A 13,008-nucleotide genomic window follows, 5' to 3' on the forward strand; every position below is an offset into this window, starting at 1 on the left:
GTCAGCGCGTCGGTCGGTGACCGGACGCGCTAGGCGATTACGAGGACGCCGTGGGTGCGGGCGTCGGCGAGCATGCTGGTGCGAGGCACGGGGACACTGTGCGCCCGCAGGCGGCCCGTCGTCAACCGTCGCGTCCCACCAGGTGGACACCCCGGTCCATTTTCGAGCGGCTCGGCTGCGGGACGTCCAGGACCGAGTCGTCGAAGCTCGCCAGCAGCGCCCGCAGCTCGGTGAACGGCATGGGCCTGCCGAACAGGTAGCCCTGCAGGTAGCGGCAGTCCATGGCCTGCAGCTCGGCCAGCTGGGCCTCAGTCTCGACGCCCTCGGCGACGACGTCCATCCCGAGCGCGCGGCCGAGGTCCACGACGCTGGCCACGAGCGCGCGACCGCGCGGGTCGGTGTCGATGCCGGCGACGAAGGCCCGGTCCATCTTCAGGATCTGCACCGGCAACCGGGCCAGGTAGGCCAGGGACGACCACCCCTGGCCGAAGTCGTCGAGCGAGAGGACGACGCCCATGCCACGGAGCGTCTCCAGGTCGCTGAGCACCCCGTCGTGCACGTCCAGGAGGACGGACTCGGTGATCTCCAGGATCAGCTTGCTCGCGGGCAGCCGGGCGGCGGTGAGCGCGGCGGCCACGTCCGGGGCCAGGCACCCGGCCTGCAGGTGGCGCACCGACACGTTGACGCCCATCTGCACGTCCCAGCCGTCGGCCAGCAGCACGGCCGCCCGCTCGGTCGCCTCCCCGAGCACCCAGCGCTGGAGCGGGACGATCAGGCCGTCCTCCTCGGCCAGCGCGATGAACTCGTCCGGGGGCACGGTGCCCAGCAGCGGGTGCTCCCAGCGCACCAGCGCCTCGAGGCCCAGCACGCGGCGGTCGTGCACGCCGACGACGGGCTGGTACAGCACGCGCAGCTGCCCCTCGGCGAGCGCCGCGGGCAGGTCGCGGGCCAGCCGGGTGCGCCGTCCCACGGCCTCGTCGATCGCCTCGCCCGAGGAGCGCACGCAGCGCTTCCCCGCGGCCTTCGCGGCGCGCAGCGCGAGATCGGCCTGGCGGACGGTCGCGGACGCCTCCGCGGCAGGGTCCAGCTCGGCCAGGCCGATGCTGCCCGAGACCACGAAGCGCGGACCGGCGCCCTCCCCGCCGGGGGACGGCGCCTGGAACGACCGGTCGAGGGCCACGACCAGCCGCTCGGCCAGGCCGGTGGCCTCCTCCAGGCCGCCGGGCACCAGCAGCGCGAACTCGTCGCCACCGAGACGGGCGACCAGGTCCTGCTCCCGCGCTCCGGAGCGCAGCTGGTCGGCGACCTGGACCAGCAGCTCGTCGCCGGCGTCGTGACCGGCCACGTCGTTCACGGCCTTGAAGCCGTCGAGGTCGACCAGCAGCACGCAGCCCGGGCGGCCCTCGGTGGCCGCTGCCCGCGCGTCCTCGAGGGCGGTGAGGAACCGGGCCCGGTTCGGCAGGCCGGTGAGGTAGTCGGTGTAGGCCATCCGCTCGAGCTCGCGCTCGGTGGACCGGCGGGCGGTGACGTCGCGCAGGTGCAGCACCAGACCCGAGCCCAGCGCGCTCCCCGGGATGCCGGCGCGGGCGGCGCCCGACAGCTCGACGTCACGGTGGTCGCCGGTGCGGGTGGCCAGCCGGACGGTGGGCGGCAGCGCGGCAGGGCCCGCGGGCACGCCCCCGCGCAGGACGCCCTCGAGCACCGCGCGGTCGCCGGGGTCGACCAGGTCGGCCAGCCGGCGGCCGGTGAGCTCCCGCTCGGACCAGCCGAGCTGGCCGTCGGCCGCGCCGGAGACCCAGCGCACCCGACCGTCGCCGTCCAGCACCACGGTGACGTCCTCGGCACTGGCGGCGAGCGCCCGGAAGTAGGCCTCGGCCCGCTGGAGCCGGCGGGTGAGCCGGCCGCCGTCGACGACCCAGACCAGGCTGCGCAGCGAGGTGCAGAGGACCAGCACCCCGATCGCCACCTGCTCGGGCGTCGTGAACGAGTGCCCGGTGACGAGGAACCAGATGACCACACCGGCGACGCCGTAGGCGGTCGCGTGGCTGACGGCGAGCCCGAAGAGCGGCAGGCCGTCGGCGTCCTGGCGGGGTTCCCGGTGGTGCCCGCGATCGGTGTCGACGGCCCGGACGGCGGCCGCCAGCATCGCCGACCAGGCGATGCTGACGAGCAACTCGGAGGGGGTCTCGCCCAGCACCCGGATGAGCGCCCCGACGACGGCCATGACCGCGGTCGCGAGCATCGACACCAGGAGCCACACCGCGGGCTCGCGGCGGGACGCCGGCGCACGGGAGACGGTCAGGAGCGCCACCGCGCAGAGCAGCGCGCCGCCGGCGGGGTAGCCCATCGCCTGCAGCACCGCGACGTACCCGCCGCCGCTGGGGGCACCCGACCGCGACAGCACCAGGCCGGCGAGCAGCAGCCCCGCGATCACCACGATGGCGCCGTCGAGGAGTTCTCGCACACCGGCCCGCTCGCTCCGCGGCGGCAGGAGCAGCCAGCACGCGGCGAGCCCCAGGGGCAGCGCCAGCACCTGCGCGGCGTGCGCGACCGTGCCCGCCCCGCCGTCCACGACGCTCGCCAGGCGACCCACGGCGAGCAGCACGGCGACCGCCGAGAACGCCTGCCACGGCCGCCGCGCGGTGCGGTCGAGCCGGGCCGCGTGCCGGACGACGACAGCGGCGGTGGTGAGGGCACCGACCGCCAGCAGCACGCTGAACAGACCCTCGGCGGCGGCCGCGCCCAGGGCAGGCCCCACGGCCGCCCCGGACACGGCCAGGACGGCGAGGAGGACGTGGAGGAGCCGCGACTCGCGCCGCTCCGCCGGGGACGCGGCCGGCGGGAGCCCGGGGGCCGAGCCGGTGCGCGGCGGGGCGGCGAACGGGGGGACGGCGGGCAGCGGGACGGCCGGGGCCGCAGCCTCGTCGTCCCGTCGCTGCGCGGCCAGGTCCACGACCCTCTGGTCGGCACCCCGGCCGGGGCGGTGGACTCCGCCCCACCCCGGCCTCACCCGATCGGGTGTCAGCCGCAGATGGCGCCCTGCGCCGCCGACCCGACCAGCTTGGCGTACTTGCCGAGCACACCGGTGGTGTAGCGCGGCGGGAGCGGCTCCCAGCCCTCGGCCCGGCGGGCGAGCTCGTCGGCGTCGACGAGCAGGTCGAGGGTCCGGGTGGTCAGGTCCAGCCGGACCCGGTCGCCGTCCCGCACGAAGGCGATCGGGCCGCCGTCGGTCGCCTCGGGTGCGACGTGCCCGATGCACAGGCCCGTGGTGCCTCCGGAGAACCGGCCGTCGGTCAGCAGCAGGACGTCCTTGCCGAGCCCCGCACCCTTGATCGCGCCGGTGACGGCGAGCATCTCCCGCATGCCCGGGCCACCCCGCGGGCCCTCGTAGCGGATGACGACGACGTCGCCGGGCTGCAGCGTGCCGTCCGTGACGGCGTCCATGGCGCCCTGCTCGCCGTCGAACACCCGGGCGGTGCCCTCGAAGACGTCGGCGTCGAAGCCGGCGGACTTCACGACCGCGCCCTCGGGGGCGAGCGAGCCGCGCAGGATGCTCAGGCCGCCGGTCCGGTGGATCGGGTCGTTCATGGCGTGCACGATCGTGCCGTCGAGGTCGGGCGGGGCGATGTCGGCCAGGTTCTCGGCCATCGTCTTCCCGGTGACGGTGAGCGTGTCGCCGTGCAGGAGCCCGGCGTCGAGCAGCGCGCGCAGGACGACCGGCACGCCGCCGACCCGGTCGACGTCGGTCATGACGTACTTGCCGAAGGGCTTCACGTCGGCCAGGTGCGGGGTGCGGTCGCCGATGCGGTTGAAGTCGTCGAGGGTCAGCTCGACCTGGGCCTCGTGGGCGATGGCGAGCAGGTGCAGGACGGCGTTGGTCGAGCCGCCCAGCGCCATGACGACGGTGATGGCGTTCTCGAACGCCTCGCGGGTCATGATCTGCCGCGCGGTGATGCCCTTGCGGAGCAGGTTGACCACCGCCTCGCCGGAGGCGACCGCGTAGGCGTCGCGGCGGCTGTCGGGGGCGGGCGGCGCGGCGCTGCCCGGCAGGGCCATGCCGATCGCCTCGGCGACGCTGGCCATCGTGTTCGCGGTGTACATGCCGCCGCACGAGCCCATGCCCGGGCAGGCAGCCCGCTCGATCGCGTCGAGCTCGTCCTGGGTGATGAGCCCGCGGGCGCACGCGCCGACGCCCTCGAAGACGTCGATGATCGTCAGGTCACGGTCGCCGAGCTTGCCCGGCAGCGTGGAGCCCGAGTAGAGGAAGACGCTGGCCAGGTCCAGCCGTGCGGCGGCCATGAGCATGCCGGGGAGCGACTTGTCGCAGCCGGCCAGCAGCACCGAGCCGTCCAGCCGCTCCGCGAACATGACCGTCTCGACCGAGTCGGCGATCACCTCGCGGGAGACCAGCGAGGCCCGCATGCCCTCGTGGCCCATGGAGATGCCGTCGGAGACGGAGATGGTGCCGAACTCCAGCGGGAAGCCACCGGCGGCGTGCACGCCCTCCTTGGCCCGCTTGGCCAGCCGGTCCAGCGAGAGGTTGCACGGGGTGATCTCGTTCCACGAGGACGCCACGCCGATCTGCGGCTTGGCGAAGTCCTCGTCGCCCATGCCGACCGCGCGCAGCATCGCGCGCGCCGGGGCCTTGGCCAGCCCGTCGGTCACCTCGTGGCTGCGGGGCTTGAGCGGGCTGTGGGTCGCGCCCGCGGGCTCGTTTCCGGGAATGAGGTCCTCGCCGATCGTCACGGGAAACGATGCTAGGCCGCGGGTCCAGCATCGCGGAGACTGCCGTGGTACTAGTACCGACACCACCACCGAGCCGCGATCGGACGGGGAGCGCATGACCGTCGCCGCACGCCGTGAGCTGGGCGAGTTCCTCACCTCGCGTCGGCGCCAGCTCGCCCCGGCGGCGGTCGGCCTCCCCGCCGGTGCGAACCGGCGCACTCCCGGCCTCCGCCGGGAGGAGGTGGCACTCCTCGCCGGGGTGAGCCACACGTGGTACACGTGGCTGGAGCAGGGGCGCGACATCCGGCCGTCCCCGCAGGTGGTCGATGCCCTCGCCCGCACGCTGCAGCTGTCGGCGGCCGAGCGCGAGTACATCCTGCGGCTCTCCGGCAACGACCCGGTGCGCACCCACGAGGCGGTCGACGCCATGCCCGCCCACCTGCAGCGGCTGCTGGACTCCCTCGGCTCCTCCCCCGCGTACGCGATCACCTCCCGCTGGTCGATCGCCGGCTGGAACGCGGCCTACGCCCGCCTCTACCCGGGAGTGGCCCGGGTGCCGGCCGGGGACCGGAACCTGCTGTGGCTGGTCTTCACCGATCCGGCCGTGCGCCGGCTCCTCGGCGACTGGACCACCGACAGCCGGCGCTTCCTCGCCCAGTTCCGCGCGGAAGTCGGTCCCCGGCTGGCCGACCCGGAGGTGGCGGACCTCGTGACGCGGCTGCAGGCGGCCAGCCCCACGTTCCGCGAGGGGTGGGCGAGCCGCGACGTCGACCGGTTCACGTCCACCGAGCGCCGGTTCGAGCACCCGGAGGTGGGCACGTTGGTCCTCGAGCACCACCAGCTCACCCCGGCCGACGCCCCGGGTCTGCAGCTGGTCGTCTACACCGCGGCCCAGGCGGACAGCGCCGCCCGGTTGGCCCGGCTCGCCGGCTGAGCGGTCTGGGAGGATCGACGTCCGTGAGCCCTCCCAGCCGCTTCCGCATGACCCGGAGCGCGCTCATCCCCGTGGTCCTGCTGGCCCTCTGCGTCCTCCCCACGGCCCTTGCCAGCGCCTGGACGCTGCTGCTCCTGCTGATCCCCGCCGTGGTGACCGCGTGGGTGCTGCGGGCCGGGGTGGACGTCGGCGAGGACGGGATCACCGCCCGCTCGCTGCTCGGGTCCCGCACGGTGGCCTGGCCGGAGCTCTCCGGCATCCGCCTCGGGGAGCGCGGCAGGCTGTGGCTGGTGACGACGGCCGGCACCGAGGTCCGCCTCCCCGTGCTGCGGGTGCGGGACCTGCCGCGCCTGGCCGCCGCCTCGGGCGGCCGTCTCGCCGACCCCTCCGCCCGCCCCTCGGGTCAGTAGTCGCCGACGACGTTCTCCAGCGGCCGGCCCGCGAGGACGCGGCCGATCTGCTCGGTGACCGCCGCCGTCGCCCGCTCCCGGGTCCCCGGCACCTCCCCGCCGATGTGCGGGGTGAGCAGCAGGTTCGGCGCGCGCCAGAGCGGGTGCTCCTCGGGGAGCGGCTCGGGGTCGGTGACGTCGACCGCGGCGCGCAGGCGCCCCGAGGTGAGCTCGGCCAGCAGCGCCGCGGTGTCCACGACCGGCCCGCGGGCGGCGTTCACCAGCAGGGCGCCGTCGGGCATGGCGGCCAGGAAGCGCGCGTCCACCATCCCCGTGGTCTCGGGCGTCAGGGGCACGAGGAGCACGACGACGTCGGCCTCGGGCAGCAGCTCGGGCAGCTCGGCCACCGTGCGCACCCCCTCCCGCGGGCGGCGCGCCACGTAGGTGAGCCGCACGTCGAACCCCTCGAGCATCCGGCCCACCGCGGCGGCGATGTCGCCGGCGCCGATCACCAGCACCCGCGCGCCGACCAGGGAGCGCTGGGTGCTGAAGGTCCACCGGTTGGCGTCGTGCTCGCGGACGAAGAACGGCAGCCCGCGCTGGGCCGCGAGCGCCGCCGCCATCACCCACTCGGCGGTGGCCGGGGTGTGCGCGCCGCGGGCGTTGCAGAGGACGACGCCGTCGGGCATCCGCCCCGCGAAGCCCTCGGCGCCGGCGCTGGTCAGCTGCACCAGCCGCAGCCGCGGGAGCGCGTCGAGGAAGCCGTCGGGCGGCGCGGCCGAGCCACCGCCGGCCACCCAGACCTGGGCCTGCGCGGGCTCCCCGCGGGGCGGCCCCTCCGCCGGCGGCACCCGGTGGGCCCGCACCCGCGGGGAGAGCGCCTCGACCGCGTCGGCCAGCCGGCGGGACGGGACCAGCACGTGCAGCGTCTCGTCCGCCGCGAGCTCCAGGGTGGTCACCGTCTCACGCTAGCCAGCCCCGCCTCCGCGCGCGCGGGCCGGCCGCCCGTCCACCGCACGTACTCTGGGCCGGGTGAGGCCGACGAGGGCGGGGGGCGCACCGCGGGCGGCCGCCGCCGTGCTGGCCGCCCTGCTGCTCGCCGGCTGCGGTGGCGGCGGCTACGAGCCCGCCGGCCCGTTCCGGCCGCTGCCCGAGGGCCCACCGCCGCAGGTGGGCCCGCCCACGCAGACCCTGCCGCCGCCCGCGGACCCGGCGCAGCCGGGCTCGGGCGAGGAGGAGGGCGATCCGAACGTGGTCGCCACCGACCTCAGCGTGCCCACCGGCCTGGTGCTGCTGCCCGACGGCACGGCCATCGTCGGCGAGCGGGACACCGGGCGCCTGCTGCAGGTCTTCCCCGACCGGTCGCCGGCCAAGGAGCTCATGACCCTGCCGGGGCTGGACACCAGCGGCGACGGCGGGCTCCTGGGGCTGGCCCTCTCCCCCTCGTTCGCGGAGGACGGGCTGCTGTTCGCCTACGTCACCACGGCGACCGACAACCGGGTCGTGCGGTTCCCGATCGGGGGGACGCCGAACCCGGTGCTCACCGGCGTCCCGCGCGGCGCGACCGGCAACGGCGGCGGCCTGATGACCGGCGCCGACGGCCACCTCTACGTCGGCACCGGCGACACCGGGGACCCCGCGCTCGCGGCCGACCCGGCGTCGCTGGCCGGCAAGGTGCTCCGCATCGACGTCTTCGGCCGCGGGGTCGACGGGGGCGACCCGGTGCACAGCTGGGGCTACCGCGACGTCACGGCGCTCTGCCAGGACGGCGAACGGGTGTACGCGACCGACCAGGCGCGCCAGGGCCCCGACGAGGTCGACCGCGTGCAGGAGGAGGGCGTGGGCGTCCCCCTGCTGACCATCCCCGCCGAGGAGGGCGGCCTCGGCGGCTGCGCGGTCGCCAACGGCACGGTGTTCCTGGGCGCGCTGGACGGGCAGCAGGTGCACGTGGTCACGCTGGACGAGAGCGGCGTCCCGATCGAGGGTGCCGTCGACGAGGTGCTCGGCGACCGGTACGGCCGGCTGCGCACCGTCGTCCTGGACGCCGAGGGCGCGCTCTGGGTGACGACGTCGAACCGTGACGACGCCGGCTCCCCCGCCGAGGACGACGACAAGGTGCTGCGGATCCGCCCGCCCGGCGGTCAGCCGAACTCCCCGCTCTGAGGCGTCGGCGCACGAACCCGGTGGACGACGTGCGCCCGCCGGCTCAGCTCCCGCAGCCGCACCGCGGGCAGCTCCACCCGGCCAGGCTAGGAGCCGACCAGGCGCTCCTCCAGCATGCGCTTGACGGTGGCGGCGTCGGCCTTGCCACGGGTGGTCTTCATGACCGCCCCGACCAGCGCGCCGATCGCCTGGACCTTCCCGCCGCGCACCTTCTCGGCGACGTCGGGGTTGCCCTCGATGGCGGCGTCGACCGCCGCCACGAGCTCGTCGGACTCCCCCATGACCGCCAGCCCGCGGGACTCCACGACCGCCGCCGGGTCCCCCTCGCCGGCCAGCACGCCGTCCAGCGCCTGCCGCGCCAGCTGGTCGTTGAGGGTGCCGGCGGAGACCAGCCCGATCAGCTCGGCGACCTGCGCCGGGGTCACGGCCAGCTCGCCCAGCTCCGTCCCGGCGTCGTTGGCCCGGCGGGCCAGCTCACCGAGCCACCACTTCCGGGCATCGCTCGGCGAGGCGCCGGCGGCGACGGTGTCGCTGACCAGCTCGACCGCGCCGGCGTTCACCAGCCAGCCCATCTCCGTCGGCGAGATGCCCCACTCGTCGGAGAGCCGCGCCCGGCGGGCCGCCGGGAGCTCGGGCAGGGCGGCGCGGAGCTTCTCGATCCACTCCTCGTCGGGCGCGATCGGCACGAGGTCGGGCTCGGGGAAGTACCGGTAGTCGGTCGCCTCCTCCTTGCTGCGCCCCTCGGACGTCGAGCCGGTGTCCTCGTGGAAGTGCCGGGTCTCCTGGACCACGCGCTCGCCGGCGTCCAGGACGGCGGCCTGCCGGCGCATCTCGTAGCGCACCGACCGCTCCACGGAGCGCAGCGAGTTCACGTTCTTGGTCTCGGTGCGCGTGCCCCACTCCAGGCTGCCGATCGGCGCCAGCGAGGTGTTCACGTCCGAGCGCAGGTTGCCCTGCTCCATCCGGACCTCGGAGACCCCGAGGGCGAGCAGGATCTCCCGCAGCTCGGTGACGTAGGCCTTCGCGACCTCCGGCGCCTTGGCGCCGGTCCCCGGGATCGGGCGGGTGACGATCTCGACGAGCGGGATGCCGGCGCGGTTGTAGTCGACGAGCGAGTGGTCGGCGCCGTGGATGCGCCCGGTGGCGCCACCGACGTGCAGGTTCTTGCCGGTGTCCTCCTCGATGTGCACCCGCTCGATCTCGACGCGGTAGGTCTTGCCGTCGACCTCGACGTCGAGGTGACCGGCGGTGCACAGCGGCTCGTCGTACTGGCTGGTCTGGAAGCCCTTGGGGATGTCCGGGTAGAAGTAGTTCTTCCGGGCGAACCGCGACCAGGACGCGATCCGGCAGCCCAGCGCCAGGCCGATGCGGATGGTCGACTCGATGGCGTCGGCGTTGACCACCGGCAGGGAACCCGGCAGCCCCAGGCAGACCGGGCAGGTCTGGGTGTTGGGCTCGGCCCCGAAGGTCGTGGAGCAGCCGCAGAACATCTTCGACGCGGTGCCCAGCTCGACGTGGGTCTCCAGGCCGATGACCGGCTCGTAGCGGGTCAGGACCTCGTCGAAGTCCACGAGGGTGTCGGTCATGAGGGGGCGTTCTCCTTCGAGCCGATCGCGGCCAGCAGCGCGTGCCCGCGGGCGGCGTCCTGAGCCGCCTCCAGCGCGGCGGCGACGCGGTAGCAGCGGTCGTCGGCGAGGGCCGGCGCCATGATCTGGAAGCCGACGGGCAGCCCCTCGGAGAGGCCGCACGGCACCGAGATCGCCGGGACACCCGCGAGGCTCGCCGGCAGCGTGCAGAGGTCGGCGGCGTACATGGAGATCGGGTCGTCCACGCGGGCGCCGATCGACCAGGCGACCGTGGGGCTGGTCGGGCTGACCAGCACGTCGACGTCGTCCCAGGCGGAGGTGAACGCACGCGTGATGAGCGTGCGGACCTTCTGCGCCTGCCCGTAGTAGGCGTCGTAGTAGCCGCTGGACAGCGCGTAGGTGCCGAGGATGATGCGGCGCTTCACCTCGGGACCGAAGCCCTGCTCACGGGTCAGCGCCATGACCTCGTCGAGGTCGCGGCTGCCGTCGTCGCCGACCCGCACGCCGTACCGGACGCCGTCGAAGCGGGCCAGGTTGGACGACGCCTCGCTCGGCGCGATCAGGTAGTACGCCGGCAGGGCCAGGTCGAAGGCGGGGCAGGAGACCTGCCGGACCTCGGCGCCCATGCCCTCGAGCAGGGCGACCGCCTCGGCGACGCGCGCCAGGACACCGGGGTCGTACCCGTCGGTGTGGCCGTCCCCGCCGAGCTCGGTGACGACGCCGACCCGCAGGCCGGACAGGTCGCCCCCGGCGCCGCGGCGGGCGGCCTCGGCGAGCACGGGCACCGGCGCGTCGATGCTGGTGGAGTCCAGCGGGTCGTGCCCGGCGATGGCCTCGTGCAGCAGCGCGGCGTCCAGGACCGTCCGCGTCATGGGGCCGGCCTGGTCGAGGCTGGAGGAGAAGGCGATGAGCCCGTACCGGGAGACCGACCCGTAGGTGGGCTTGTGGCCGACCAGCCCGGTGACGGCGGCCGGCTGGCGGATCGACCCGCCGGTGTCGGTGCCGATGGCCCACGGGGCGAGGCCGGCGGCGACCGCGGCCGAGGAGCCGCCCGAGGAGCCGCCCGGGATGCGGTCGGTGTCCCAGGGGTTGCGGGTGACCCGGTAGGCCGAGTTCTCGGTGGAGGAGCCCATCGCGAACTCGTCCATGTTGGTCTTGCCGAGCAGCACCGTGCCGGCGGCCTTGAGCCGGGCGGCCAGGGTGGCGTCGTACGGCGGTCGCCAGCCCTCGAGGATGCGCGAGCCGCTGGTGGTGGGCACGCCCTCGGTGACGACGACGTCCTTGAGCGCCAGCGGGACGCCGGCCAGCGGGCCGAGCTCGGCGCCGGCCGCGCGGGCGTCGTCGACGGCGCCGGCGGACTCCAGCGCGGCGTCGGCGTCGACGTGCAGGTAGGCGCCGATCGTGGCGTCCTCGGCCTCGATCCGGTCGAGGTAGGCGCGCGTCACCTCCACGGAGCTGAGGTCGCCGGACTGCAGCGCCTCGATGAGCGCGGCGGCGCTGGTGGTGGTGAGGTCGGTGGCGGTCACGCCTCCTCCCCCAGGATGCGCGGGACCCGGAAGCGGTCGTCCTCCGCGGCCGGGGCCCCGGCGAGGACGACGTCGCGGGGCAGGCTGGGCCGGGCGACGTCGGGGCGCATGACGTTGGTCATCGGCACCGCGTGCGTGGTCGGCGGCACGTCGGCGACGTCGGCCTTGCCGACCTGCGCGACGGCGTCCAGCACGGCGGCGAGCTGACCGGCGAAGAGGTCCAGCTCCTCGTCGCTCACCGCGAGCCGGGAGAGGTGGGCGAGGTGCGCCACCTCGTCACGGGTCAGTTGGCCCTTCGGGGAGGGGGTGCTCATGCTGCGGTGGAACTCCACTTCGGCAGTGCCCGGCGGCCCGCTCTCGGCCCGGGACGTGACCGGGTCACTGTACGTGCAGCCCTCCCGGCGCTGGTCAGCGTGAGAGGCTGCCCCCGACCGCGATCGACGGAGATCGGCCCGAACCGGCGAGCACTCCCCCGGAGGAACCGTGTCCTATCTCCTGCGCCTCGTCGTGCCCGACCGCCCCGGCGTCCTCGGGGCCGTGGCCACGGCGCTCGGCACGGCGGGGATCGACATCGTGTCGCTGGACGTGCTGGAACGGGGCAACGGCATCGCGGTCGACGACGTCGTCGTGGACCTGCCCGGTGACCGGCTCCCCGACAGCCTGATCACCGCGGCCCAGACCGTGCCCGGGGTGCAGGTGGAGTCGCTGCGCCCTTTCGCCGGGCCGCTGGACACCCACCGGGAACTCGACCTGCTGGACGCGCTGGCGCGCGGTGACCGGCCGCCGACCGAGCTGCTCACCGACTCCCTCCCCCGCGTGTTCCACAGCGGCTGGGCGGTGGTCCTCGACGACTCCGGCCAGCCCGCCCCCCTGGCCGAGCGGGCGGTGCTCGCCGCGTCGGACGCCGCGCCCGCCTTCCTCGGGCTGACCCTGCCGTGGCTGCCGCTGGCGGGGCCGCGGCTGCTGCCCAGCGACGAGCCGTGGCTGCCCGAGCGGTGGCAGGAGATGGCCATCGAGATGATGGCGGTGCCCTACGGCGCCGGCCGGGCGATCGTGCTCGGGCGCTCTGGCGGCCCGGCCTTCCGCCGGTCCGAGCTCCTCCGCCTGGCCCACGTGACCGGCATCGCGACGACGGTCGCCCACCTCCCGCCCGCCTGAAACGGTGCTCGTCGTCGTCTCGGGGCTGCCCGGCACGGGGAAGACCGCGGTCGCTGCCGCACTGGCCGCCCGGTCGGGGTCGGTCCACCTGTCCGTCGATCCGATCGAGGACGCGTTCTTGGGCGCAGGGCTGCCGCGCTCCTGGGAGACCGGGGTGGCCGCGTACGAGGCAGCGCGGGTCGTGGCCGAGCAGAACCTCGCGCTCGGGGGATCCGTGGTGGTGGATGCGGTCAACGACAGCGAGCCGGCCCGCGACACGTGGCGGGCCGCGTCGGCCCACGCCGGGGCCGACCTCGCGTTCGTGCTGCTGACGCTCCGTGACGAGGTCGAGCACCGCCGACGACTGGAGGGCCGTCGTCGGGGCCTGGCGCACGTACCCGAGCCCTCCTGGGACGAGGTGCGTGCACGGGCGGCGGCGTACGCGCCCTGGGCGGAGGCTGCGGTCCTGCGCATGGACGCGGCGCGACCGGTCGACGAGCTGGCGAGCGAACTGCTGGACCGGCTCGCCGGCGGGTGACAGGTGGGCT

At 75.3% G+C, this 13,008-nt stretch carries 11 protein-coding genes; 5 read left to right on the forward strand and 6 right to left on the reverse strand.

What is annotated here, in order from left to right:
• Positions 1-121: 121 nt before the first annotated feature.
• A complete protein-coding gene (locus ACI79P_RS00635) occupies positions 122-2,953 on the reverse strand; it encodes a putative bifunctional diguanylate cyclase/phosphodiesterase (RefSeq protein ID WP_456579104.1) in 2,832 nt (943 codons plus the stop codon).
• A 68-nt stretch (positions 2,954-3,021) separates the two neighbouring features.
• Positions 3,022-4,746: a dihydroxy-acid dehydratase gene (gene ilvD / locus ACI79P_RS00640; protein ID WP_456579105.1), complete on the reverse strand. Its 1,725-nt coding sequence runs from the start codon at positions 4,744-4,746 to the stop codon at positions 3,022-3,024.
• Between the two features lie 94 nt (positions 4,747-4,840).
• Here ilvD and ACI79P_RS00645 point away from each other — a divergent pair, with 94 nt between their 5' ends.
• Both ACI79P_RS00645 and ACI79P_RS00650 read left to right on the forward strand, forming a co-directional pair.
• Positions 4,841-5,659 carry a helix-turn-helix transcriptional regulator gene (locus tag ACI79P_RS00645; RefSeq protein ID WP_456579106.1) on the forward strand — a complete coding sequence of 273 codons (819 nt, stop codon included), beginning with the start codon at positions 4,841-4,843 and terminating at the stop codon, positions 5,657-5,659.
• 23 nt (positions 5,660-5,682) lie between these two features.
• On the forward strand, positions 5,683-6,069 hold the full coding sequence (locus ACI79P_RS00650) for a PH domain-containing protein (protein ID WP_456579107.1): 387 nt from the start codon (positions 5,683-5,685) through the stop codon (positions 6,067-6,069).
• On the opposite strand, the gene ACI79P_RS00655 is transcribed toward ACI79P_RS00650, so the two are convergent.
• Positions 6,063-7,007, reverse strand: coding sequence for a 2-hydroxyacid dehydrogenase (locus ACI79P_RS00655; protein WP_456579108.1), 945 nt, complete (start codon positions 7,005-7,007; stop codon positions 6,063-6,065). The two genes, ACI79P_RS00650 and ACI79P_RS00655, sit on opposite strands and share 7 nt — an antisense overlap.
• A gap of 73 nt (positions 7,008-7,080) precedes the next feature.
• Between ACI79P_RS00655 and ACI79P_RS00660 the strand changes: the two genes are divergently transcribed.
• On the forward strand, positions 7,081-8,211 hold the full coding sequence (locus ACI79P_RS00660; protein ID WP_456579109.1) for a PQQ-dependent sugar dehydrogenase: 1,131 nt from the start codon (positions 7,081-7,083) through the stop codon (positions 8,209-8,211).
• An 86-nt stretch (positions 8,212-8,297) separates the two neighbouring features.
• On the opposite strand, the gene gatB is transcribed toward ACI79P_RS00660, so the two are convergent.
• The 3 genes from gatB to gatC are packed head-to-tail and all read right to left on the reverse strand — an operon-like array spanning position 8,298 to position 11,637.
• Positions 8,298-9,797: an Asp-tRNA(Asn)/Glu-tRNA(Gln) amidotransferase subunit GatB gene (gatB, locus tag ACI79P_RS00665; protein WP_456579110.1), complete on the reverse strand. Its 1,500-nt coding sequence runs from the start codon at positions 9,795-9,797 to the stop codon at positions 8,298-8,300.
• Positions 9,794-11,323: an Asp-tRNA(Asn)/Glu-tRNA(Gln) amidotransferase subunit GatA gene (gene gatA / locus ACI79P_RS00670; RefSeq protein WP_456579111.1), complete on the reverse strand. Its 1,530-nt coding sequence runs from the start codon at positions 11,321-11,323 to the stop codon at positions 9,794-9,796. Before gatA ends, gatB begins: the two co-directional genes overlap by 4 nt.
• The gene (gene gatC, locus ACI79P_RS00675; protein WP_456579112.1) at positions 11,320-11,637 is read right to left on the reverse strand and encodes an Asp-tRNA(Asn)/Glu-tRNA(Gln) amidotransferase subunit GatC; all 318 of its coding nucleotides are present in this window, start codon (positions 11,635-11,637) and stop codon (positions 11,320-11,322) included. The genes gatA and gatC overlap by 4 nt, the downstream gene beginning before the upstream one ends.
• Before the next feature lie 169 nt (positions 11,638-11,806).
• Between gatC and ACI79P_RS00680 the strand changes: the two genes are divergently transcribed.
• A complete protein-coding gene (locus ACI79P_RS00680) occupies positions 11,807-12,481 on the forward strand; it encodes an ACT domain-containing protein (RefSeq protein ID WP_456579113.1) in 675 nt (224 codons plus the stop codon).
• 4 nt (positions 12,482-12,485) lie between these two features.
• The gene (locus ACI79P_RS00685) at positions 12,486-12,998 is read left to right on the forward strand and encodes an AAA family ATPase (RefSeq protein ID WP_456579114.1); all 513 of its coding nucleotides are present in this window, start codon (positions 12,486-12,488) and stop codon (positions 12,996-12,998) included.
• Positions 12,999-13,008: the final 10 nt, after the last annotated feature.

This window comes from Blastococcus sp. SYSU DS0510 (genome assembly GCF_054050835.1).